Genomic DNA, 24166 nt, shown 5'->3' with positions numbered 1-24166 from the left:
ACATGGTTATTTTCAGAAGCATCTCCGACATAAAGGAAAAACTGCGCCACCCGGCGGTCACCATCGGCAACTTCGACGGAGTTCATCTGGGGCACCGCGAGATCTTCCGGAGGGTGCGCGAACGGGCTGCAGAACTTTCCGGGGTCTCGGTGGTGGTGACCTTCGTGCCGCACCCGCTGAAGGTGCTCGGCGCCCACAAGGGGATCCGGCTCATCACCACACGCCGCGAGAAGGAGTTCCTCATCGAGTCAGCCGGGATCGACTACCTCTTGGAGATCCCCTTCGACCGGGAGTTCGCCGCGGTTCCCGCCGCCGATTTCGTGCAAAAGGTGCTGGTGGACGCCATCGGGGTCGAAAGCCTCGTCATCGGCTACGATTACGCCTTTGGCCGCGGCAGGGAAGGGAACGTGCAGTTGCTGCGCGGGATGGGCGAGCGTTACGGCTACAGCGTCGAGGTGCTGGACCCCATCTCCAACGGCGCCACGGTCTACAGCTCAACCAAGGTCCGCGACATGGTGAGCAAGGGCGACGTGGAAGGGGTGGTCGGCGTCCTGGGGCGGCATTACGCCATCACCGGCACCGTGGTGCACGGCCACCAGCGCGGCCGGGGGCTAGGCTTTCCCACCGCGAACCTCGCCATGGAGAAGGACCTCCTTCCGGCGGCGGGAGTCTACGCGGTCAAGGTCTGCATCGGCAGCGACCTTTTGGATGGCGCCTGCAACATAGGAACGAACCCCACCTTCGGCAACGGGGCGCTTTCGCTGGAGGTATTCCTCTTCGACCTCGACCGCGACCTCTACGGTCTGGAGGTCACCGTGTTCTTCATCGAGAGGCTCAGGGAGGAGCGCCGTTTCGACGACCTTCAGGCGCTCAAGGAACAGATCGCGCTGGACGTTTCGCGCTGCCGGGGCATCTTGCATGATGCAGAACCGGTCGGGGCCGGCGACTGGGGCCCCCTTAAGTGCTGCAAGTAACCCATCACCGTCGCAGACAGGAGCCAGCTTGTTCAAGGAAAAACTAGATAAGAAACTCTTGGTCGGCCTCGCGATCAGCGCGCTTTGCCTGTTGTTGCTCTTCAGGAAGATCGATTTCGGCAAGATGGCGGCGGCCTTCGCCGGAATGGACTACCGCTACCTGGCCCCCGCAATCATCCTCACCTTTGTCAGCTACTACTTCCGAGCGCTGCGCTGGAAGTTCCTCCTGGAGCCCATCAAGAAGACCCGGCTCTCCAACCTTTTCCCTTCCACCCTGATCGGATACATGGCGAACAACCTGCTCCCGGCCAGACTGGGCGAGCTGGTGCGCGCCTACGTCCTCGGGCGCAAGGAGGGGATCGACACCTCCGCCGTCTTCGCCTCGCTGGTGGTGGACCGGCTCTGCGACGGCTTCACCGTACTTTTGGTGCTGGTCGCGACCTTCTTCACCATCCGGCTTCCCGCCGGAAAGGAGGGGATGCAGCAGGGGCTTGTCACCGGCGGTTATGTCACCTTCATCCTCTACCTCGGGGTTTTGCTGTTCCTGGCGCTTTTAAGGAAGCGGACCGACTGGACCTTGGCGCTCGTCACCCGGCTTCTGGCGCCTTTTTCCGCAAAAGCCTCCGAAAAGGCCGCGTCGCTTCTGGGCTCCTTCATCTCAGGCGTCCGGATGCCGGCCGGGACGGCCGGCATGGCGGCGACGGCCGCCACTTCGTTCTTGATCTGGGGCGCTGCGATTTGGCCGATAGATCTGCTGCTGCGTGCCTTCGGCGTTGAGCTTCCGCTGACGGCTTCCATGTTCATCATGGTGTTCCTGGTCTTTGCCGTAATGGTGCCGGCCTCGCCCGGGTTCGTCGGGACTTATCATCTTGCCTGCGTCACGGCGCTCTCAGCCTTTGACATCGTCGGCGAGCGCGCGCTGAGCATCGCCATAGTCATTCACGCCCTGGGCTTTTTGCCGGTGATCCCGGCCGGACTCTTCTGCCTTTGGCGGGACAAGCTGTCCCTGAAGCAAATCGGCGAAAACAACGAATCAGGAGCGCGTACGTGAACATGAACGGAACCCTCAGAAGGCTCGACCCCTTTTCCATCGCGGCCTTCATCATCCCTTTGTTCATCTACCTTTTGACCCTGGCGCCGACGGTCACCTTTTTCGACAGCGGCGAGTTCATCACCGCCATCGCTTCGCTTGGGACCGCGCACTCCCCCGGATACCCCCTGTTCATCAACTACGGCAAGCCCTTTACCTTTCTCCCCTTCGGCAGCATCGCCTTCAGGGTCAACGTGGCCACCGCCATCTCGGCGGCCGCTGCCTGCTACGGCGTCTATTTCCTGACCATGGTCTTCCTCAGGGACGAGCAAGGGCCTAGGCCAGAGCGGCTCGGTACCCTCCCCGCGAGGCTCAGCGCCCTGAGCGCCGCGCTCACCTTCGCCTGCACCGCGAGGCTTTGGCTGCAGTCGAACCACGACAAGCCATATCCGCTCTTAGCCTTCATCTGCGCCATCGTTTTCTGGCTCATGCTCCTTTGGCGCGACAGCTACCTGGAGGGGCGCGAACGCCCTTCCTACGTCTACCTGGGGGCTTTCCTGGTCGGGCTTGCCACCGGGGCGCACCAGATCATCGTGCTGATGATACCGACCTACGCCTGGCTCCTCATCTCGGCGGACCGGCGCGTGGTCTTGCGGGTGAAGGAGTTCCTCATCGCCTTTGCCTTCGGCCTCTTAGGGTTCGCCATCCACCTGCACCTGGTAGTACGGGCGCTGCAAAAGCCGTTACTCAACTGGGGGGACTCGAAGAACCTCACCCAGTTCCTCTGGAACCTGCTCAGGAAGGGGTACCCGGTGGACAAGCCGTCCCGCGGCCCGGAGCTGTTGTGGGCACAGGTGAACGCCTTCAATATCCCCTACGAGTTCACCATGTTCGGCATGTTGCTGCTGGTGGTGGGTCTGGCCGGTTTCGCCCTCACCAGGAAGAGGTATCTGGTTCTGGGATACCTGATCGCGCTCGCCTCCTTCCTTCTGGTCATCGTCGGCTACTTCAACACACCCGGCGAGATGATCTTCCTCACCGAGGAGTTCTTCACCCCGCTCTACCTTTTGAGCGCGGTCTTCATCGGGGTCGGGCTCTTCGTCATGATCAGGGAGATCGGGAATCACCTTCCCGATCGCGCGGCGCTGCGGGTCGGGATGTTCCTGTTTCTCTTCGCGCTTCCGGTCGCCGTCTGCGCGATGAACTACCGCGAGAACGACCAGCACCAGAACTACATCGCCTTCGACTACGCCTCCAATACGCTCAGGTCCCTGCCGCAGAACGCCGTCATGTACACCTGGGGGGATTCGGGGGCCTTCCCGCTTTGGTACCTGCAGGGGGTGGAGCGGATGCGCGAGGATACCGCCCTGCCGCATACCCCGCACCTGGTCTTCGACTGGTACCTGGACAGCGTGCCGGTGCTTTTCCAGCACTCGCGCCTGTACGCCCTGCCGCTGTACCAGCGTTCCCCGGAGAACACCCTGCTCATGTCCGTGATGGAACAGTACGCGAAGCGCCCGGTCTACATCGACTTCTCCACCAGGTACTCGGTCGAGTTCCAGACCCTCCAGCTGCACCAGCGCGGCATCATCTACCGGCTGGATTCCGCGAACCTTCCTCCGGCCCCCTCGGATTCCGATGTCTGGGGGGTCTACTCCACCCGGGGGCTCCTGGGGGAAAGCGACATGTTCTTCCGCGACCTGGACACCGGCAAGGCGATCCTCATCTACGGCGCGGCGCTTTTGGAGTCGGGTGAGAACCTGCTGAAGCTGGGGCGCAAAGACGAGGGGGTGCGGGCGCTGGATCTGGCTGGGCGGATCACGCCCCAGGCGGGGCAGCAGGCGCTGCAGATTCTCAGAACCTACGGGGTGCGCTGATGACTATTACAGGAAAGACCAAGGTCGCCGGGATCATCGGCTGGCCGGTCTCCCATTCCCTTTCGCCGCCGATGCATAATGCCGCCTTCGAGGCTCTCGGGCTCGACTTTACTTACGTCCCGTTCCCCGTTGCGCCGGAGCGCCTTGCCGCAGGGATAGCCGGCCTCGCCGCCCTGGGTGTGGTCGGCTTCAGCGTCACCATCCCGCACAAGGTGGCGATCTTGCCCCTTTTGGACCGGGTCACGCCGGAGGCCGAATTGATCGGCGCGGTGAACACGGTCGCAGTAGAGGAAGGAGCCCTCACCGGCTACAACACGGACGGGATCGGGCTTTTGTCCGCGCTCCGCTCGAAGCTAGGCTTCCACCCCGAGGGGCGCTCGGTGCTGGTGCTAGGAGCCGGCGGTGCTGCCAGAAGCGCCGTTGCCTCGCTGGGACTTGCCGGCGCCGGCAGGGTCGAGGTGGCGAACCGCTCCCCGGACGCAGGGCGCTGCCTGGCAGAGGCGATGCGGGAGCGCCTCGCCGGGACCGATTTCGGGTTTCAGCCGCTGGGCCAAATATCCGATAAGGGATACATGTCCAGCTTCGACCTCGTGGTCAACACCACCTCGGTGGGGATGGCGGGGGATGCCTTCGCCGGGCTCGATCTGGCCGCGCTGAAGCCCGGCGCCTGCGTCTACGACATGGTGTATGCGCCTCCGGTAACCCCGTTGCTGGCTCAGGCGGAGGCTGCCGGTGTGCCGTGGGCGAACGGGCTGGGGATGCTGGCCGCGCAGGGGGAGGCGGCATTCCGGATCTGGACCGGGGCCATCCCTCCGGAGGGGTGCATGGAAAAGGCGCTAGCCGCCCGGCTCACAACCCCAGGTAACCCTTGACATTACTGTCATTACAAAATACCATTCACAGGTTCTTTAACCCCCTGAGGTACCTATGCACGTAAGCAGACTGGGTGAGCTGCTGGTCAGCAACAGCCTCATAACCAAGGAGCAGTTGAAGCAAGCTCTGGCCGAACAGAAAGCGGCCGGAGGCCAACTGCGTCTGGGCTCGATACTGGTCAGGGAGAACCTGATCAGCGAGGCCGACCTCACCTCCTTCCTATCCAAGCAATATGGCGTGCCCACCATAAACCTCGCGGACTACGAGGTTGAGCCCTCGGTGGTTAAGATCATTCCCGCCGAGATCGCTCACAAATACCAGATCGTACCTGTCAACCGGGCCGGCTCCACGCTGATCATAGCGATGAGCGACCCGTCCAACATCTTCGCCATCGACGACATCAAGTTCATGACCGGATACAACGTCGAGGTGGTGGTGGTGGCCGAGAGCTCCATCAAGGCCGCCATCGACAAGCTCTACGACCAGTCCGCGTCCTTAGCCGATGTGATGAACGACCTGGAGATCGACGACCTCGAGGTGGTGGGGGACGACGAGGAGGTGGACGTAGGCTCCCTGGAGCGCGCCACCGAGGACGCCCCGGTCGTCAAGCTGGTGAACCTGATCCTCACCGACGCCATCAAGAAGAAAGCTTCCGATATCCATATCGAGCCCTACGAGAAGTACTTCCGGGTCCGTTACCGCATCGACGGCGTGCTCTACGAGGTGATGAAGCCCCCCTTGAAGCTGAAAAACGCCATCACCTCCCGCATCAAGATCATGAGCGAGCTGGACATCGCCGAAAGGCGACTCCCGCAGGACGGCCGCATCAAGATCAAGCTGGGGGGCGGCAAGGACATGGACTTCCGCGTCTCGGTGCTCCCCACCTTGTTCGGCGAGAAGATCGTTCTGCGTCTTCTGGACAAATCGAACCTGCAGCTCGACATGTCGAAGCTGGGCTACGAGCATGAAGCGCTGGCGCACTTCCAGCGCGAGATCCACAAGCCGTTCGGCATGGTGCTGGTCACAGGCCCTACCGGCAGCGGCAAGACGGTTTCCCTCTACTCGGCCCTCTCCGAGTTGAACAAGGTCACCGAGAACATCTCCACCGCCGAGGACCCGGTCGAGTTCAACTTCGCCGGCATCAATCAGGTGCAGATGCACGAGGACATAGGGCTCAACTTCGCGGCAGCCCTGCGCGCCTTCCTGCGGCAGGACCCCGACGTCATCATGATCGGCGAGATCCGCGATTTCGAGACCGCGGAGATCGGCGTGAAAGCAGCGCTCACCGGCCACCTGGTGCTCTCCACGCTGCACACGAACGACGCCCCCTCGACCATCAACCGCCTGCTCAACATGGGGATCGAGCCGTTCCTCGTCGCCTCGGCCGTCAACCTCATCTCGGCGCAAAGGCTCGCGCGCCGGGTCTGCAGCGAATGCAAGCAGGTGGAGGAGGTACCCCCCCAGGCGCTTATCGACGCGGGGCTTCCCCGCGAGCTGGCCGAATCCGCCGTCTGCTACAGGGGGGCCGGCTGTCCCAAGTGCAACGGGACCGGGTACAAGGGGAGGGTCGGCTTCTATCAGGTCATGCCGATGCTGGAGCCGATTCGCGAGCTGATACTGAACGGGGCCAACACGGCCGAGATCAAAAGGGAATCGATGCGGCTGGGCATCAAGACGATGCGCCAGTCCGGTCTTACCAAGCTGGTGGAGGGGGTCACCTCCTTCGAGGAAGTGCTGAGGGTGACGGTTGCGGACGACTAACGAGACGAGGTACTCATGATCAACTTTCACCAAATGCTGAAGGAACTGGTGGAACGTAACGGTTCCGACCTGCACATAACCACCAACACCTCGCCGCAGATCCGCATCGACGGCAAGCTTACCCCGATGGACATCCCGCCTCTGACCCCCATCGAGACCAAGCAGCTCTGCTACAGCATCCTGACCGACTCGCAAAAGCATAAGTTCGAGGAGGAGAACGAGCTCGACCTCTCCTTCGGCGTCAAGGGGCTATCGCGCTTCAGGGGGAACATCTTCGTGCAGCGCGGCGCCGTCGCCGGGGTCTTCAGGGTGATCCCCTACAAGATCCTCACCTTCGAGGAACTGGGGCTTCCGCCGGTAGTGAGGACGCTTTGCGACAAGCCGCGTGGCCTGATCCTCGTTACCGGCCCTACCGGCAGCGGCAAGTCCACCACACTCGCCTCGATGATCGACCGGATCAACCTGGAGCGCCACGACCACATCGTGACCGTCGAGGACCCGATCGAGTACCTGCACCCGCACAAGGGATGCATCGTGAACCAGCGCGAGGTCGGGGCGGACACCAAGAGTTTCAAGCACGCGCTCAAGTACGTGCTGCGCCAGGACCCGGACGTGGTGCTGATCGGGGAGTTGCGCGACCTGGAGACCATCGAGGCAGCGCTTACCCTCGCCGAAACCGGCCACCTCTGCTTCGCGACCCTGCACACCAACTCCTGCGCCCAGACCATGAACAGGATCATCGACGTCTTCCCTCCCTACCAGCAGACCCAGGTGCGCACGCAGCTCTCCTTTGTGCTCGAAGGGGTCATGTCGCAGACCCTGATACCGAAAGCAAACGGCGGGGGGAGGGCGCTCGCCCTCGAGGTCATGGTTCCCAATCCCGCCATCAGGAACCTGATCCGCGAGGACAAGGTGCACCAGATCTATTCCCAGATGCAGGTCGGCCAGGAGAAGTTCGGTATGCAGACCATGAATCAATGCCTGATGAACCTTTTGGCCAAGCGCATCATAACCGTTGAAGACGCCCTCGGGCGCTCCTCCGAGCCGGACGAACTGAAGCAGATGCTCGCACCGGGTGCGGGTGCCGGACAGATGAGGCGCCCCCCCCAGAGGTAAGGTTAGCCGGTCCCTTGGCGGGGCTGCAAAGGAGTAAGTAATGCCTAAGTTTGATTGGGAAGCAAGGAGCAAGGCCGGAAGCACCCAGAAAGGGGTGATGGAGGCCGGAAACGCGGCCCAGGTCGAGTCCCAGCTTAAAAGATACGGATTTTCCGGCATCACGGTGAAGGAACAGGGGAAAGGGCTGAGCATGCAGCTCAAGTTCCCGGGCTCCGGCGCGAAGAAGATCGAGACCAAGGACCTCGTGGTATTTACGCGCCAGTTCGCCACCATGATCGACTCCGGCCTCCCCCTGGTGCAGTGCCTGGACATCCTGTCGGGACAGCAGGAGAACAAGACCTTCAAGGAGATCCTGGTCAAGGTGAAGGAAAGCGTGGAGAGCGGCTCCACCTTCGCCGACGCCCTCGCGAAGCACCCGAAGGCCTTCGACCAGCTCTACGTCAACCTGGTAGCTGCAGGCGAGGTCGGCGGTATCCTCGACACCATCTTGGCCAGGCTCGCAGCCTACATCGAGAAGGCGATGAAGCTGAAGAAGCAGGTTAAGGGTGCCATGGTGTACCCGATCACCATCATGTCCATCGCGGTCGTCGTCGTCGGCGTCATCCTGGTCTTCGTCATCCCCACTTTTGCCAAGATGTTCGCCGACTTTGGCGGCGAGCTTCCGATGCCGACCAAGATTGTCATAGCCATGTCCAACTTCCTGACCAAGTACCTGGTGGTCATTATCGCCATTCTCTTCGGCATCAAGTGGGCCATCGGCAAGTACTACCAGACCCCCGGCGGCAGGAAGAAGATCGACCGTTTCGCGCTGCAGGCGCCCATCGCCGGCCCCCTGATCCGGAAGGTCTCAGTGGCTAAGTTCACCCGCACCCTGGGGACCATGATCAGCTCCGGCGTCCCCATCATGGACGGCCTGGAGATCGTGGCCAAGACGGCCGGCAACAAGATCGTCGAGGAGGCGATCTACAAGGTGCGCCAGTCCATCTCCGAAGGGAAAACCATCGCCGAACCTTTGGCCGAAAGCGGCGTCTTCCCTCCCATGGTGGTGCAGATGATCTCCGTCGGCGAGGCGACCGGCGCCATGGACGCCATGCTCAACAAGATCGCCGACTTCTACGACGACGAGGTCGACGACGCGGTCGGCGCCATGACCTCCATGATGGAGCCGTTGTTGATGGTGTTCCTGGGAACCACGGTTGGCGGCCTGGTCGTCGCGATGTACCTGCCGATCTTCAAGCTTGCCGGCGCGGTCGGCGGCGGTTGATTGGATGATCGACAGGAAAAGGGTTTTTTGGTTCATACTGCTTAGGTTGTTGGTGGTGTCCATTTTCCTGGCCACCACCACTTTCCTCGACGTACGTACCTATGACGTTGGTACCAACATCGCCCACAAGGTGCTGATCCGGTTAATGGGCGCCACCTATCTTTTCTCGCTCGGCTCGTTGGTGGTCCTCTATTACTCGCGCCGGCAGATCCGCACCCTCACTTACGCTCAAATCGTCTGGGACCTGATCCTGGTTACGGTGATGATCCTGATCTCGGGCGGGGTCACATCGCCTTACGCCTTTCTCTATTTTTTATCGATCATCAGCGCCAGCACGCTTCTGGCACGCTCGCAGGCGTACTACACCGCCTCGCTCTGCGTCATCCTTTACGGTGCCATCCTCGACCTGCAGTACTACGGCAAGCTGGCGCCGCTAGGCTTGAGCCCTTTCCCGGCGCAGCAGTATGGCGCGCAGTACCTGTTCTTCCTCATCTTCATGTACTGCGCTGCGTTCTTTCTCACCGCCTTGCTGGCCGGCCACCTATCGGAGCGCGCCCGGCTCTCGGAGAGCGCACTCCAAGAAAAGGCCATCGATTACGAGGAGTTGGAACGGCTCAACTCCTTGATCGTCTCGACCATAGATTCGGGCCTGCTCACCATAAACTCCGACGGGAGGATCCGCGTCTTCAACCGATATGCCGAGCATCTGACCGGGGTCTCGCAGCAGGATGCCTACGACCACCCGCTTGCCGAGGTGCTGCCAGGGGTAGCGCCCTTCGCCGGGCTTTTCTTTCAGGGGGGGGAGGGAGAGTTCACGCACAAGGGGGTCGACGGACGGGAACTGCTCTTCTCCTTCAAGTCGGTTCCGCTCACGGGCAAGGACGGAGCTACGGTGGGGGCAATCTTCGATCTCCACGACCTGACCGAGATGAAGCGCCTAGCCGCTGGTCTGAAACGAGCCGACCGGCTCGCCGCCGTCGGGGAGCTTTCCGCCCGCATGGCGCACGAGATCAGAAATCCCCTTGCCGCCATCAGCGGCTCGGTGCAGTTGGTCGCGCTCAGGCCCTGGGCCGACGAGAAGGACAAGCGCCTGTTTTCCATCATCTTGAGGGAGACCGACCGGCTGGACGGACTCTTGCGCGACTTCCTTTTCTACGCCAAGCCAACCCAGCCCACCAAGATCCCCCTCAAGCTGCGCCGGGTCATCGCCGATCTCTGCTCCCTTCTATCCACCGACCCGCGCCTTAGGGGCGTAACCATAGAGAACCGGGTGCCGGAAGAGCTGGTGGTGGTCTTTGACAAGGACCAGTGCTCGCAGGTCTTCTGGAACCTTGTGGTGAACAGCGCCGAGGCGATCGCCGGGGAGGGGACCATCGTCATTGACGCCTGCGCCGCCAGCAACGGCGAGAAGGAAGAGGCCCGGATCAGCGTCAGAGACAGCGGCTCCGGTATGAAACAGGCGGATGTGAAGCGGGTCTTCGAGCCCTTCTTCACCACAAAAAAGGGAGGGACCGGCCTCGGGCTAGCCACCGTCTACCGCATCGTGGAGACCCACGGAGGGCGGATGGTGGTTGACAGCGCGGAAGGGGCCGGGACCACGGTGACCCTCTACCTTCCGACGTGAGTGGACGTGGGCGGTCAAGGCCGGAATATGAGTGACGGTAAGAAACCACTGGTTGCCGCAGTAAACGGGCGACCCTTTTTGTCTGAGAGGTGACGCGATGCGCGCCAGAATTTTGGTAGTAGATGATGAACTGAGCATGCGGGAGTTTCTCTCCATCCTGCTGGAGGGGGAGGGGTACCTGGTCGACCAGGCGGAGAACGCCGAGGACGCGCTGCGCTGCATGGGGGAGCAGCGCTACGAGATGGTGATCTCCGACGTCCTAATGCCGGGATTGGGGGGGATCGAACTCCTTTCCAGGATCAAGAGCGAGTCCCCCGAGACAGCGGTACTGATGATCACCGCCTTCACCACAGCCGAACAGGCGGTCGAGGCGATGAAACTGGGCGCCTACGACTACATAGGCAAACCCTTCAAGGTGGAAGAGGTGAAGGTGCTGGTCAGGAACGCGTTGGAAAAGCAAAGCCTGGTCCAGGAGAACAAGCGGCTGAAGGCCGAGGTGCAGGAACGTTTCAGCTTTTCCGGCCTGATCGGCAAGAGCAAGCAGATGCGGGAGGTGTACGACCTGATCGCCAAGGTCGCCGACAGCATGGCCAACGTGCTCATTACCGGCGAGAGCGGCACCGGCAAGGAACTCGCCGCCCGCGCCATTCATTACAACAGTCCCCGCAAGGGGGCCCCCTTCGTAGCGGTCAACTGTGGCGCCATCCCCGAAACCCTGATCGAGAGCGAGCTCTTCGGGCACAGCAAGGGGGCCTTCACCGGAGCCTTCGCCGACCGCCCAGGCCTCTTCGAACAGTCCGAGGGGGGGACGCTGTTCCTGGACGAGATCGGGGAGGTGCCGTTGCAGTTGCAGGCCAAGCTCCTGCGAGTGCTCCAGGAACGGGAATTCCGCCGGGTCGGCGGGGCGACATCGCTGAAGGCCGACGTGCGCATCGTGGCGGCCTCCAACCGCAACCTCGAGGAGCAGGTGCGGGAGGGTAGCTTCAGGGAGGACCTCTTCTACCGGCTCAACGTGGTCATGCTGCGCATGCCTTCGCTCAAGGAGCGGGCCGAGGACATCCCTGCCCTGGTCGAGCACTTCTACAAGAAGTACTCCCTTTGGACGGGCGCCGACGAGATCATCACCCCCGACGCGCTGAAGGCCCTTTTCAACTACCCTTTCCCAGGCAACGTCAGGGAACTCGAGAACCTGGTGGAGCGCTGCGTGGTGCTCGGCAGCCGCGTCATCGCCCTCGACTGCCTCCCCGCCAGCGTGCGCGAGCACACAGGCGCGCCGCCGGCAAGCGGCGAGACGGAGATACCAGACGAGGGGATGGACCTGCAGGTGTACCTGGACAACCTGGAGCAAAAGCTCCTGGTGCAAGCGCTGGACAAGTGCGGCGGGGTGAAGAAGCGGGCGGCGGCGCTTCTCGGGATGACCTTCCGCTCCTTCCGCTACCGCCTGGCGAAATTCGGCATGGACGAAGAATAGGTGACGAAAAACGTCACCTGTTTGGTCCCAAAATTGTCGCTGTGCCGCTTTTGGTAAAAATCGCTGTTTTAATATTTCTTGGCAATAACCCAGTCGCTTCGGGTTATTACAGGTTTTTCCAGAGTTGGCCTGTTAATTGCTAATGAGATAGCGTCTTGAGCATCCTAGGTTTTTACCTAAGCTTTTAGAGTCGGCAACCCACACAGAAAAAGGAGAAACAGATGTTAAACAAACTCAGGAGCAACAAAGGCTTCACCCTGATCGAGCTGCTGATCGTCGTTGCGATCATCGGCATCCTGGCCGCCATCGCGATCCCGCAGTTCTCCGCTTACCGTGAGAAGGCGTACAACGCTGCTTCCAACTCCGACCTGAAGAACTTCAAAACCGGCCTGGAGGCTTTCAACGCTGATTTCCAGACCTATCCGGCAGCTTACGTTGCTTCTACTAACTAATCGGAGGAATAACATGAAGAAAATTCTGGCCGCAATGGTCGTTACGCTTTCTTTTGCAGGAACCGCTTCCGCAGGAACCCTCGTTACCGCCGGTAGCGGCTACGCCATCAGGGGGGGCGCTGACGCCGCCACCGCTAGCGCAGCTCCGACCCCGCTCATCAAGTTTTCCACTGGCGTTTGGGGCCTGATCAACTCCACCCCTGACACCACCGCCAAGACCTCGACCGGTTACGTCATCGCCACCAGGCACACTACCGGCTCCAAGGATTTCGGTACCGCCAGCAACAGGACCAACATCTTCTGGAAACAGGCCAGCGCAATCACTGCTTCCGTTTCGGCTAGCCAGGCACTGGCGAACGATGTCGGCAGCGACGATGAGACCGGCGCTACCTTTGCCGCAGGTAAAGGCTGGACCTCCTACTAAAAAAGAGTTTTTTCAAACTGTTACACGAAAAAGCGGGATGTCTCGACATCCCGCTTTTTCGTGTAACGCCTAAAACACAGATGGAGTTGCTATGTTTGCGGTCGTAGGAATCACCCTCAAAGGTATCTTGCGTGATCGTGTGTTCCAGGGAATCATGGCGCTGGCCGTACTGCTGATTTTCATTCCCTTCGCCGCTTCACTTTCCATGCGCCAGGTGACCGAGTTGTCGATAACCTTGTCGCTTTCGCTGATCTGTTTCATCTTGCTGCTGCTCTCGGTATTTCTTGGCGCCACCTCGATCTGGAAGGATATGGAACGCCGCTACAGCTTCAGCGTGCTGAGCCTCCCGATCACCAGGACCTCGTATGTTCTGGGGCGCTTTTTCGGCCTCGCCCTGTTTCTCGCCCTGACCGCGTCGCTCCTTGGCGGCGTCTCCTGCATGGTGATAAAAATTGCGTCGGGAATGTATCCGCCGGATCGCCCCGTAGTCATGGGCTACGTGCTGCTGGCGATCTGTTTCGCGACTCTTAAGTACATCCTGCTGGTAGCCGTCGCGTTGCTGCTCTCGACCGTCAGCACCTCCTTCTTCCTGCCGGTCTTTGGCACCCTTTGCACCTTTTTGGCCAGCGCCATCACCCAGCAGGTATACGAGTATGTCCACTCCGCCGCCGCTATAAAGGCCGTAACCCCTCTCATGAAGTCGACGGTTACCTTCGCCTACTACCTCCTGCCCAACCTTTCCGGCTTCGATCTCAATGTGAACGCCATTTACAGCATCGCCCCGAACCTAGCCGGTCTTGGTCTGACGGTTGCTTATTTTTGTTCCTACACCGCGGTCCTGCTGGGGATTGCCACGCTTCTTTTCAACCGGAGAGAGATGAAGTGACCTATCGTGCACCAGTTATCATCCTTTTGATCGGACTGATCTCGTACACGCTGCTGATCGTCCCCTTCACCTCGTACATGCGCAGCAAGCCGATCGAGGAGAAGCTCGGTTACGTCCCCAGCATAAAGATCCTGAAGCCGATGAGCGTCGACCAGAAAGAGTTGACGGCCGCAGCGCTGGTGTTCAAGGTGATGATGTATTTCGGCGACGTGGTGGGGAGATCTCAGGATGAGGGGCCGGTAGTTACCGAACAGCCGGATCTGCAGGGGATGTCGCGCCTGCTGCACGGAGCGGTTCAGCTAGATCCCTACAATATGGACGCCTACTATTTCGCCCAAGGGTTCCTTACCTGGGATGCGGGACAGATCAAGGTGGCGAACGACATGCTGCAGTACGGGATGAAATACCGTACCTGGGACTGGTACCTTCCCTTTTTCGCTGGATTCAACTCGGCGTTTTTCTTGAAGGATTACGGCAAGGCAGCCGAGTTCTACCAGAGGGCTGGAAAACTCTCAGGGCAGCAATTGCACATAAACCTCGCCGGGCGCTACTTGCAGGAATCCGGGCACACGGACCTCGCCATCGCCTATCTAACCGGTATGGTTAAGACCGCCAAGAACGAAGCCGTGAAGAAGAGCTATCAGACGCGCCTTGCGGCGTTTCAAGGGGTAAGGCGTATTGAACAGGCGAGAGACCGTTTTCTCGCGGAGCGCGGCAACCGCCCGGTCTCGGTCAATCAACTGGTGCAGTCCGGCTATCTCGCCCCGGCGCCCGTCGATCCCTACGGCGGCCGCTTCTTTTTCGACGATGCCGGCAAGGTGTCCACAACCAGCAAGTTTGCCTTTGCTACCAAGAACAAGTGAGGATGGCTGATGTACGCTTTGGAGATTAACGGGCTGGCTAAGACGTTCAAAGGTAAAAAATTTAAAAGCGTCGAAGCCCTCAAGGGGCTGCATCTTTCGATCGAGCGTGGAGAGGTGCTCGGGTTTCTGGGACCAAACGGTGCAGGCAAGAGTACCACCATCAAGTGCCTCATGGGGCTGATTCGCCCCAGCGCCGGCAGCGCGAAGATTCTGGGGCGGGACACAGCTTCAGCCGACGCCAGAAAAGTCGTCGGTTACCTTCCGGAAAACCCCGCCTTCTACGACTACCTTTCCGCCGAGGAGTACCTGCGTTTCGTGGGGCGCGTGCATCAGGTGCCGGCCCCGTTGTTGGCGCAGCGGGTCGCTGAGATGTTGAAGCTTCTGGAACTGTGGGACGCGCGCAAGCGACTTATCCGCAGCTACAGCAAAGGGATGGTACAACGGGTAGGCCTGGCCCAGGTGCTGGTCCACGATCCCGAGGTGTACATTCTGGACGAGCCGATGAGCGGTCTCGACCCCATCGGGCGCGCCTTGGTGAAGGACATCATCCTGGACCTGAAGAGGCGGGGGAAGTGCGTTTTCTTCAGCACGCATATCACCGACGATGTGGAAAAAGTGTGCGACCGTGTGGCCGTGATCGACAAGGGGGAACTGCTGGCAGTCGACAGGGTGGAAAACATCCTGCAGCGCGGCGTCGAAGGGTACACCGTCTATGTGACCACACCTGACGGGCACAGCGAAGAAGTCTACGTGGAGAAGGCCGCCCTGCAGTCGTTTCTCCAACAGACGGTCAGCGCCAAGCAGGTCATCGAGAAGATCGAACCGCGCCGCAAGGACATGGAGGCGTTTTTCCTTGAGTTGGTCTCCAAGTAGCAGACAGCCGCACCGGTTGCTGTACCCCGTGCTGCTTATTGCCGTCGTGCTGGCGGCATACTATCCGGCGATGCTCGGCGGTTTCCATACCATTGACGATCCCGGCATAGTCTCTTTTTACTCGAACTCCCCGTCCCTGTCTCACGTGCTGCTCCCCAGCCGTGGCTACTACTACCGGCCGCTCATCGAGTTCTCCTTCTGGCTTGACAACCTCTTATGGGGAATGGAGCCAAGGGTCATGCACCTGGAGAACATCCTGCTCCACATGGCCAACGTCGTGCTGGTATTCCTTTGCTCCCGGAGGGTATCGTCCCAATTCGCCCCGTCGAGCCCGCTGGTATCCCTATTCGCCTCGCTCCTCTTTGCCCTGCACCCGCTCAACGTGGAAGCGGTCGGCTGGGTAGCCGGCCGCACCGACCCCCTGCTCGCGCTGTTCGTCCTTTCGTGCTGCTATTTCCTGCTCAAGTGGCTCGATGAATCCAACTGGCGTCATGCGGCTTGGGCCTTTGTGCTCTTCATCTGCGCGGTACTCACCAAGGAGACGGCTCTCGCCTTCCTGCCGGTGGCCGTGCTGCTGATCCTTAAATGGCCCCTTTCCCCGCGCTCTTTGTCCTACCGGCAGAGGTTGACGATAAGCTGCACCGGCATGGCGTCGGGGTTGCTTTTTCTAGCCGTTGCGCTTTTCCTGCGCGGCCGCGCAACGGCTGCGGCACAGCTGCTCGCGCCGGGCGATGCCGGTGTGCTACGGCTGATAAGGGAGTGCGCCGTTGCTTTCGGTTTCTACCTGAAGAAATTGCTGCTTCCGCTCCCCCTGAATTTCGCCCTTACCGACGTATCGCCTGCCTATGGGGTCGTGGGAGCCATCGGGGGGCTGCTTTTGCTCTACGCGCTGCTGAAACGGCGTGAACTGGCGCCGCTATTTCTTTCAGCTGCCGCTCTGATGGCGATGCCGGCCATCTTTGTTGCCCTCAGGGATATCTCCTGGACCCCCTACGCCGAGCGCTATATGTATCTGCCGACGGCTTTTCTGTCGCTGGCCGCCGCTTGCCTGCTCTTTGCCCGGCAGCAAAAGGTGCTGTCCGGGCTGGCACCGTTTTTGGTGCTGCTGCTGTCATGGCAGGGCGTGATCACCCTTAAGCGGAACATTTTGTGGCAGGACAAGCTCCTCTTTTACCAGGACGCAGCTGCCAAGTCCCCGGCCTTCGGGTCGATCTACAACGAGCTTGGCGTCCTCATGCTTCAGAACAACAGGCGCGACGAAGCCGTCGAGGCGTTCGCGAAAGCTGACCGGCTCAACAAGCGCCCGTCGATGACGCTGCCGATCAGGGCCAATGTGATGCGCGGCATGCTGGCCAAAGGCGACTGTGCCGGTGCCAGGACCTACTTCTTCCGCCTTTTCGGTATGAAAAAAGACGCCCCAGCCGAATTCCTCGAAATACTGCAAGCAGCGGACGCCAAGAGGGCGGCCTCCCTTGCCGCGGATGAGAAGGCACTGGCTTTCCGCGACCTCATCGATACCTACCTCGTCCTGTACCAGAAAACCACTGATCCTTTCTGGCTTTACCAAGGGGGCAAGACGGCGCGCGCCCTCAAGTCGTACCCCGAAGCCGCCGGTTTCTTCCAAAAAGCATACGCGGAGGCGCCTGCCGGCTCCCATTACCGCTTGGCGGCCGGAAAGCAGGCGTCGAGTTTGGTTAACATGAAATGACAGCGCCCTACCTGACCATCCTTCGCCCGTCCCAGTGGCTCAAGAACCTGATGCTGTTCTTCCCGCCGTTTCTGGGTGGGCAATTGCTCTCCCTTGGACACGTAGCTCCGGGGATAGTCCCTTTTTTCGCCTTTTGCCTGGTCTCCAGCGCAGGGTACCTCTGCAACGACATCCTCGACCGGCGGCGCGACGCCTGTCACCCCCTGAAGAAGAAACGCCCCATACCATCGGGCAGGGTGAGCGTCACCGGCGCCGGCCTTCTTTGCGCCTGCCTGCTCGCCTGCGGACTTACGCTGGGAGGGCTTGAGTCGAGGTCTTTCCTGGCGCTTTTGTCGTGCTATCTCATCGTTACGCTTCTTTATTCCACCTGGCTCAAATCGTATCCGGTGGTCGATCTCTTCTGCATCTCTGCCGGATTCCTGCTGAGGCTTCAGGCAGGCGGAGTGGTTTTCGGCATCACCATCTCGCCCTGGCTATTTTTGACCGTTTTTCTCCTCTCCATTTTTCTCAGCACGGGCAAGAGGCTATGCGAGTACCGGCTCTTGGGGGCGGACGCCACGCAGCACCGCAAAAACCTGGGTGCGTACCCTCCCGGCTTTTTGGAAGGGACCATGTACATGACGGGAGGCGCGGTGCTGGTCACCTATGCCATGTACACGGTCAACCGTCACACCCTGGTTTACAGTGTGCCGCTATGCTGCTTCGGGCTTTTGCGCTACATACTGCGGATCCAGTCGGGGCATAGCGGCGACCCGACGGAATCGTTGCTGAAGGACGGCGTGCTTTTCGCGGTGGGCACCGTCTGGATGGTGCTCGTCGCATGGAGCATCTACTGGTGAAAAAGGTCTATATCGTCATCGTCAACTGGAACGGCTGGCAGGACACGGTGGATTGCGTACAGAGCCTGTTGTCGCTCAATTACTCACCCTGCACCGTCGTTATCTGCGACAATGGCTCCAAGGACGAGTCGCTGCACAAGCTGCGTGACTGGATGGAAGAGCGGGAGATCGAGTGGGCCGAATACACGGCCGCCGAGGCCGAGACCGGCGGGGTCCCCTCCTGGGACTATCCCTTCGTCCTGATCAGAAACGGCGAGAACTTGGGCTTTGCCGGCGGCAACAACGTGGCGCTCCGTTACGCCCTGGCCCGCGACGACTTCGGTTACGCCTGGCTTTTGAACAACGACACCGTGGTGGAGCCGGACGCGCTCGACGCCCTGGTGCGGCGCATGCAGGAAGAGCCATCGGCTGGGATGTGCGGCTCCACAGTGCGCTATTACGACCGAAGGTATAAGGTGCAGGCCTACGGCGGAGGCCATTACTGCAGTTGGGTAGGGCTTCCCTGGCATTACGGCCGTTTCGTCCCCCCCTGGTTCAAGGCGGACCCGGCCGCGGCCGAGCGTTCCCTGAACTACGTCGAGGGGGCGTCGCTTTTGGTGTCGAGGGAGTTTATTGCGGAAATCGGGCTTATGTGCGAGGATTATTTCCTGTATTTCGAGGAGGCCGACTGGGCCAACCGGGCCCGGAGGCGTTTCACCCTTGCCTACGCATCGAAGAGCGTTGTCTACCACAAGGTCGGAAGGAGCATCGGCACTCGCAGCAATCCCCGGAAGAAAAGCTATACCTGCGACTATTTCAACGTCCGCAACCGCATCCTATTCACCCGGCGCTATTTCCCCAGGGCGCTTCCGACCGTCTACCTGGTGCTTCTCTGGGCGATGCTGCTGCGGCTGCTGCTCTTGAAATTCGATAGGGCTGTGATGATCTACAAGCTTCTCTTTGGAGAAGGGACCGGCGGTCTCCCGTCCGCCCGTGAGCCGAGGCGCTGACCCAGTGGCGCGCATCTCCGTCATCACGGTGGTCCGTAACGGCGCCGAGTGTCTTGAAGAGACCATGCTCAGCGTACTGGAGCAGAAGACGCAGCGGGATTTGGAGTACATCGTCATCGATGGCGCTTCTACCGACGGCAGCGTCGATATCATCCGACGCCACGCCGGTCGGCTCCATTACTGGGTCAGCGAGCCGGATGCCGGAATCTACCACGCGATGAACAAGGGGTGGGAGGCTGCAGACGACGAAAGCTTTGTTCTTTTCATGGGAGCCGGCGACCGGGTCCTTTCACTGCCAGGGGACGAGGAGTTGGAGCAGGGGGATGTAGTGTACGGCGACGTCTATATGGGGGAGCGCTGCCTTTTCAGGTCGCGTGCGGATTTTCACCTGAGGCTCTACAACTCCCTGCATCATCAGGCTCTTTTGGTAAAGAGGCTACTGCATCCAGATGCGCCGTTTGACACCTCCTTTGGGACCTATGCGGATTTCGATTTCAACCAGAGACTGTTGAAGGCAAAGGTATGCTTCGTGCGCTCGCCGCATTTTCTGGCCCACGCGCGCCCGGGGGGGGTGAGCGATCAACAACGGTTCACCGAGTCCCTGAGGGTGATACGCAAGAACTTCGGGGTTTTCTGGGCGTTGGCGGCTCTGACGGGGTATTTGGCGATGAAGTCGCTTCCCATCTTCAAGAGGCTGCGCCCACTTCACAAGGGATCTTTTAAGGATGTCAGATGAACGGTGAACCGACCAAGGCAGACGGCGTCAAGTGGGACAAGGTGATGCGGCCGCGCAGCGACTGGTTCGACATCCATCCCGGCGAGATCTGGAGATACAGGGACCTGATTGCCCTCTTCGTCTGGCGCGATTTCGTGTCCGTCTACAAGCAGACCATTTTGGGACCGCTTTGGTTCATACTGCAGCCGCTTCTCACCACCATCGTGTTCACCTTCATATTCGGGTCGGTCGCCAAATTCCCCACCGACGGAGTGCCACCTTTTCTGTTCTACCTCTCCGGGGTCATTGTGTGGAGGTATTTCGCCGATTGCATGAGCAGTACTTCCAACACCTTCGTCACCAACGCCCACATCTTCGGAAAGGTATATTTCCCTCGGCTGACGGTGCCTGTTTCGGTAGTCATCAGTAATCTCATAGCCTTCGGCATACAATTCCTTCTCTTCCTTGCATGCTTGGTCTATAGTTCTCTGTCCCAAGGGGTGGCCATTCATCCCGGGGCATCGGTGCTGCTGCTCCCAGTTCTGATTTTCCAGATGGCGCTTTTGGGACTTGGTTTCGGCATCGTAGTGTCGTCGATGACAACCAGGTACCGCGACCTGACGCACCTGGTCGGTTTCGGGCTGCAGCTTTGGATGTTCATGACTCCGGTCGTGTACTCCACCTCCTCGATACCGGTCAAATTGCATTGGATCCTGGCGTTGAACCCCATGACTCCAGTGATCGAGATATTCCGCTATACCTTTCTCGGTACCGGTTTCATCGATGTGCATAGCTGGCTTGTCAGTCTTGCCACTACGATCTGTGTTCTGCTGGTCGGGATACTACTGTTCAGCAAGGTGGAGAAGTCTTTCATGGATACGGTATAGATGGCCGATACAGTGATACAGGTGGACGGGCTCTGGAAGGAGTACCGTCTCGGCGTAACCAACCACCACTCCCTCACACGAGACCTGCAGAGCTGGTGGGCCATGGTGCGTGGCAAGGAAGATCCCAATTCCAAGATCGGCGACGGCCCTTCTTCCGGCGCTCCTCATGCCCCACAGGAGCGCTTCCTAGCCCTTCGAGACGTTTCTTTCGAGGTCAACCGCGGAGACATCGTCGGCGTCATCGGGCGAAACGGCGCCGGCAAGTCAACCCTGCTGAAGATCATGTCTCAGGTGACTGTCCCGACCAAGGGAGAGGTGCGCATCAAGGGCCGCATGTCGAGCCTGCTGGAAATAGGGACCGGATTCCACCCCGAACTGACGGGGAGGGAGAACATCTTCCTGAACGGCTCGATCCTAGGCATGACCAAGTCGGACGTTCGCGGGAAGCTGGATAAGATCGTCGCCTTTGCAGAGATTGAGCAATTTCTCGACACGCCGGTGAAGCGGTACTCCTCCGGGATGTACGTACGATTGGCTTTCGCCGTGGCGGCACACCTGGAACCTGAGATCCTGGTGGTGGACGAAGTGCTGGCGGTTGGCGACCTTGCCTTCCAAAGGAAATGTCTTGGAAAGATGGAGGACATCGGCAAAGAGGGGCGGACCGTGTTGTTTGTCAGCCATAACATGGCTGCAGTGGCAAACCTTTGCAGTACGGCAATTGTTTTGAAGGAGGGCGCCAAGGTCTTTCAGGGGGAGGTGGCGCAGGGAATCAGTAACTACCTGAGCCTGTTCGCCGGGGAGGCGACGCGCGACCTTGAAGAGCGTAGCGACCGCAAGGGGAAAGGTGGCGTCAGGATGACGCAGCTCCTTATAGAGGACCGAAGTGGGAGCGGCATCCCCACTTTCGCCATCGGCACCGAGATCTCATTCAGGATCAGGTATCGCAGTCAGAAGGATGTGCGCAATCCAAGGGTCGTGATCGGCATTTACGACAGCACCGGGGTTGGCATCACGAGGCTGGACACCCAAATTACCGGGGACCTCCCGGCGTCGCTTTCCTCAACGGGGGAAATCGTCTGCAGCACCGCGGCGATGAACCTGGTTCCGGGGAGGTTTTTCCTCAACGTTGCTTTTTTCAGCTCCGGGGAGATGGAGGATTACCTCTCCAATGCCGCCTTTTTCGATGTCGTTGCTTCAGATTTTTTCAACACGGGCAGAACCTTCGACGAGGGAGACGCTGCTCTTTCAAAGTTTCTGGTGAGGCATGATTGGAGGGTAACTGGTTGATGTCGACGACCTCGCAGGATATTGAGTTTGCGCCGACGTCGGTAATGGACCGTGCTGGCAAGGTCTTCTTCCACGGCAACAGGGTATACCGGGCCATCCTTTCCCGCGAGGATGCCGAGATATACCGTGACCTGCTCCGGCGCGAGTGGATCAACGAGGTTTTTTCCCAAGGGCTGGTCCGGACCTGGGTGTCTGACGACATGCTTTTGCCCGGCTCTTTCCTGACTCTCGAGCACGAGCATATCCCCTTTGAAACCCACCCCGCGGAAAATACCTCCTACATGCACTGGCTGTCGGCGAAGACATTGGTAAGGGTCTGCCTGGCCCTTTCTGAAAAAGGCTTCCTGCTCAAGGACGCACACCCCTGGAATGTGATGTTCAAGATGGGCTCACCGGTGATCATAGACTTCGGGTCGATCGTAAAAAGCGGTCGTGTCTCCCAAGGCTGGTTGGACGAATTCAGGAGGTATTTCGCGGCGCCGGTGTGGCTTGCACACACGCGCTGGCACAGGTATGCCGCCGAGTACCGCAGACAGCATGGAGCTGGCTTCGCGATAAACGCTTTCGAGTCCCGCCTGCCGGCCAGGACGATCTTCCGTGGATTAAACCTGCTCAGCCGGTACCTTGATGCTCCCACAGAATTCTTCTCTCGCCTGGACTGCTGGCTCGATAAGCACAAACCGGTCACCGTCGGAAAGGAAGTATGGGCCGATTACCAGCAGTCTGGCGCCTCATCTGACCATCTCGCGCCCGACTCGCCCAAGCAGCTGTTTGTCCTTGACATTTTGAAGGGCGAACGACCGCTGAAAGTACTCGATTTCGCTGCCAACAAGGGGTACTATTCCGTTTTGGCAGCAAGGCTTGGAGCCTCTGTCGTTGCCTGTGATTACGAACCTTATTGTGTCGATTACTGCCTGTCTCTGGCGCAGGAACAGAAACTCCCGATTACGCCGGCGCTACTTGATTTTTCAAGGCCCACTCCCTGCTATGGCATAGGGCTTTACGGCAGGAACTCCTATCAGCGTTTCAGATCGGACGTCGTGCTGGCGCTTGGATTGGTCCACCATGTCTGCCTGAGACAACGAATTCCGGTTGAGGTTTTCTGCGACATCTGCCTGGAATATGCAGACAAAGGAGTGATCCTGGAATATGTCGACGCCGCCGATAAGCATGTAGCGAGCTGGAATGTACCAATACCAGCCGACTATTCGATAGAAGGACTGACAAAATTTTTCAGCAGGAAGTTTCCCGTTCTTGTCATGAGTCAGCCAATAACCACTGATGGATTGAACCGGGTCATGATGTACTTCGGTACAAGGAAGGAATATGATCTCTCTGCTTAAATCCTTATTGGGCAAGACCCTTTCGGTACCGCAACCTTGTAGCGCCGGCTGCACCCTTCGTAAGGAACTGGAAGACCAGCGCCTGCTGCTAGGAAAACTGCTCGCCGAGAGAACGAAGGGAAAGGCCCTGCTGGAACGTCTCGGCGACGCTGAGTTCAAGGTTTTCTCTCAATGGGGGGACGACGGCATCATCCAGTACCTGATAAACAACCTTGATATTAGGGTGAAGAAATTCATTGAGTTCGGGGTTTCCGATTACAGAGAGGCAAATACCAGGTTTTTGCTGCAAAATGACAACTGGTCCGGCTTGGTCATGGACTGTTCGGAAGACAACGTAAATTACATCAAAAACGACGACATATATTGGAAGTATGACCTCACGGCACAGTCCTGTTTTATCACGGCAGAGAACATCAATGGAAAGTTGTCTCAAGCCGGCTTCTCCGATGAGATTGGCCTGCTGCACATAGATGTAGATGGAAACGACTATTGGATATGGAAGGCAATCGATGTTGTGGATCCGTTAATAGTCATCATGGAATACAACAGCCTTTTCGGCATCGAGCGGCCCATCACGGTTCCCTACGATCCAGGCTTCGACAGATTCGCCTCTCATCACAGCGGCATCTTCGCCGGGGCCTCTTTGCTTGCCCTTTGCAACTTGGCGCAAAGCAAGGGGTATGCGTTTGTCGGCTCCAACTCTGCAGGCAACAACGCCTACTTTGTGAGAGAAGACAAGGTAGGCGCCATCAGGACGTTGAGCCCGCAGCAGGGTTACGTCGCCTCCAAGTTCCGCGAGCATCGGGACGAGCAGGGGAATCTGACCTTCATCCCGGGCCATGACGCGGTCGAATCCATTCGCGGCATGCAGGTTTTCAACACCACGACGCAGACCATAGAGGAACTTTGA

At 59.5% G+C, this 24166-nt stretch carries 22 protein-coding genes; all 22 read left to right on the top strand.

Going from position 1 to position 24166, the window contains the following annotated elements:
* The first annotated feature begins 2 nt into the window (after positions 1-2).
* The 22 genes from GBEM_RS12975 (at position 3) to GBEM_RS12870 (ending at position 24166) form a co-directional block, all read left to right on the top strand.
* Positions 3-974 (top strand): bifunctional riboflavin kinase/FAD synthetase, encoded by a 972-nt coding sequence (locus tag GBEM_RS12975; protein ID WP_012531028.1) that lies wholly within the window; start codon positions 3-5, stop codon positions 972-974.
* A 28-nt stretch (positions 975-1002) separates the two neighbouring features.
* The gene (locus tag GBEM_RS12970; protein WP_012531027.1) at positions 1003-2025 is read left to right on the top strand and encodes a lysylphosphatidylglycerol synthase transmembrane domain-containing protein; all 1023 of its coding nucleotides are present in this window, start codon (positions 1003-1005) and stop codon (positions 2023-2025) included.
* On the top strand, positions 2022-3881 hold the full coding sequence (locus GBEM_RS12965) for a glycosyltransferase family 117 protein (RefSeq protein ID WP_012531026.1): 1860 nt from the start codon (positions 2022-2024) through the stop codon (positions 3879-3881). The genes GBEM_RS12970 and GBEM_RS12965 overlap by 4 nt, the downstream gene beginning before the upstream one ends.
* The gene (gene aroE, locus GBEM_RS12960; RefSeq protein WP_012531025.1) at positions 3881-4753 is read left to right on the top strand and encodes a shikimate dehydrogenase; all 873 of its coding nucleotides are present in this window, start codon (positions 3881-3883) and stop codon (positions 4751-4753) included. The genes GBEM_RS12965 and aroE overlap by 1 nt, the downstream gene beginning before the upstream one ends.
* Before the next feature lie 55 nt (positions 4754-4808).
* Entirely contained in the window at positions 4809-6515 is a 1707-nt protein-coding gene (gene pilB, locus GBEM_RS12955) for a type IV-A pilus assembly ATPase PilB (RefSeq protein WP_012531024.1), read from the top strand.
* 15 nt (positions 6516-6530) lie between these two features.
* Complete coding sequence (locus GBEM_RS12950; RefSeq protein WP_012531023.1) at positions 6531-7631, top strand: type IV pilus twitching motility protein PilT; 1101 nt, start codon at positions 6531-6533, stop codon at positions 7629-7631.
* A gap of 40 nt (positions 7632-7671) precedes the next feature.
* Positions 7672-8895 (top strand): type II secretion system F family protein, encoded by a 1224-nt coding sequence (locus GBEM_RS12945; protein ID WP_012531022.1) that lies wholly within the window; start codon positions 7672-7674, stop codon positions 8893-8895.
* A gap of 4 nt (positions 8896-8899) precedes the next feature.
* Positions 8900-10519 carry a two-component system sensor histidine kinase NtrB gene (locus GBEM_RS12940; RefSeq protein WP_012531021.1) on the top strand — a complete coding sequence of 540 codons (1620 nt, stop codon included), beginning with the start codon at positions 8900-8902 and terminating at the stop codon, positions 10517-10519.
* Positions 10520-10616: 97 nt separating this feature from the next.
* Entirely contained in the window at positions 10617-11990 is a 1374-nt protein-coding gene (locus GBEM_RS12935; RefSeq protein WP_012531020.1) for a sigma-54-dependent transcriptional regulator, read from the top strand.
* A gap of 221 nt (positions 11991-12211) precedes the next feature.
* Positions 12212-12442 (top strand): type IV pilin protein, encoded by a 231-nt coding sequence (locus GBEM_RS12930; RefSeq protein WP_012531019.1) that lies wholly within the window; start codon positions 12212-12214, stop codon positions 12440-12442.
* A 13-nt stretch (positions 12443-12455) separates the two neighbouring features.
* Entirely contained in the window at positions 12456-12866 is a 411-nt protein-coding gene (locus GBEM_RS12925; protein WP_012531018.1) for a hypothetical protein, read from the top strand.
* 91 nt (positions 12867-12957) lie between these two features.
* Positions 12958-13752 (top strand): ABC transporter permease, encoded by a 795-nt coding sequence (locus GBEM_RS12920; protein ID WP_012531017.1) that lies wholly within the window; start codon positions 12958-12960, stop codon positions 13750-13752.
* Complete coding sequence (locus tag GBEM_RS12915; RefSeq protein ID WP_012531016.1) at positions 13749-14615, top strand: tetratricopeptide repeat protein; 867 nt, start codon at positions 13749-13751, stop codon at positions 14613-14615. The genes GBEM_RS12920 and GBEM_RS12915 overlap by 4 nt, the downstream gene beginning before the upstream one ends.
* A 9-nt stretch (positions 14616-14624) precedes the next feature.
* Entirely contained in the window at positions 14625-15488 is an 864-nt protein-coding gene (locus tag GBEM_RS12910) for an ABC transporter ATP-binding protein (protein ID WP_012531015.1), read from the top strand.
* Positions 15489-15516: 28 nt separating this feature from the next.
* Positions 15517-17196 carry a glycosyltransferase family protein gene (locus GBEM_RS12905; protein WP_148212915.1) on the top strand — a complete coding sequence of 560 codons (1680 nt, stop codon included), beginning with the start codon at positions 15517-15519 and terminating at the stop codon, positions 17194-17196.
* The gene (locus GBEM_RS12900) at positions 17193-18035 is read left to right on the top strand and encodes a decaprenyl-phosphate phosphoribosyltransferase (protein WP_012531013.1); all 843 of its coding nucleotides are present in this window, start codon (positions 17193-17195) and stop codon (positions 18033-18035) included. Before GBEM_RS12905 ends, GBEM_RS12900 begins: the two co-directional genes overlap by 4 nt.
* The gene (locus tag GBEM_RS12895) at positions 18032-19024 is read left to right on the top strand and encodes a glycosyltransferase family 2 protein (RefSeq protein ID WP_012531012.1); all 993 of its coding nucleotides are present in this window, start codon (positions 18032-18034) and stop codon (positions 19022-19024) included. Before GBEM_RS12900 ends, GBEM_RS12895 begins: the two co-directional genes overlap by 4 nt.
* A 4-nt stretch (positions 19025-19028) precedes the next feature.
* Positions 19029-19760, top strand: a complete 732-nt coding sequence (locus GBEM_RS20440; protein ID WP_012531011.1) for a glycosyltransferase family 2 protein — start codon at positions 19029-19031, stop codon at positions 19758-19760.
* The gene (locus tag GBEM_RS12885) at positions 19757-20626 is read left to right on the top strand and encodes an ABC transporter permease (protein ID WP_012531010.1); all 870 of its coding nucleotides are present in this window, start codon (positions 19757-19759) and stop codon (positions 20624-20626) included. The genes GBEM_RS20440 and GBEM_RS12885 overlap by 4 nt, the downstream gene beginning before the upstream one ends.
* On the top strand, positions 20627-21913 hold the full coding sequence (locus GBEM_RS12880; RefSeq protein WP_012531009.1) for an ABC transporter ATP-binding protein: 1287 nt from the start codon (positions 20627-20629) through the stop codon (positions 21911-21913).
* The gene (locus GBEM_RS12875) at positions 21913-23256 is read left to right on the top strand and encodes a class I SAM-dependent methyltransferase (protein WP_012531008.1); all 1344 of its coding nucleotides are present in this window, start codon (positions 21913-21915) and stop codon (positions 23254-23256) included. The genes GBEM_RS12880 and GBEM_RS12875 overlap by 1 nt, the downstream gene beginning before the upstream one ends.
* The gene (locus GBEM_RS12870) at positions 23240-24166 is read left to right on the top strand and encodes a hypothetical protein (RefSeq protein ID WP_012531007.1); all 927 of its coding nucleotides are present in this window, start codon (positions 23240-23242) and stop codon (positions 24164-24166) included. The genes GBEM_RS12875 and GBEM_RS12870 overlap by 17 nt, the downstream gene beginning before the upstream one ends.

The organism is Citrifermentans bemidjiense Bem, from assembly GCF_000020725.1.
GTDB classification, from domain to species: Bacteria; Desulfobacterota; Desulfuromonadia; order Geobacterales; family Geobacteraceae; genus Geomonas; species Geomonas bemidjiensis.
Note: the sequence above shows the minus strand (reverse complement) of the source record. Positions and strands in the feature narration are given on the sequence as shown.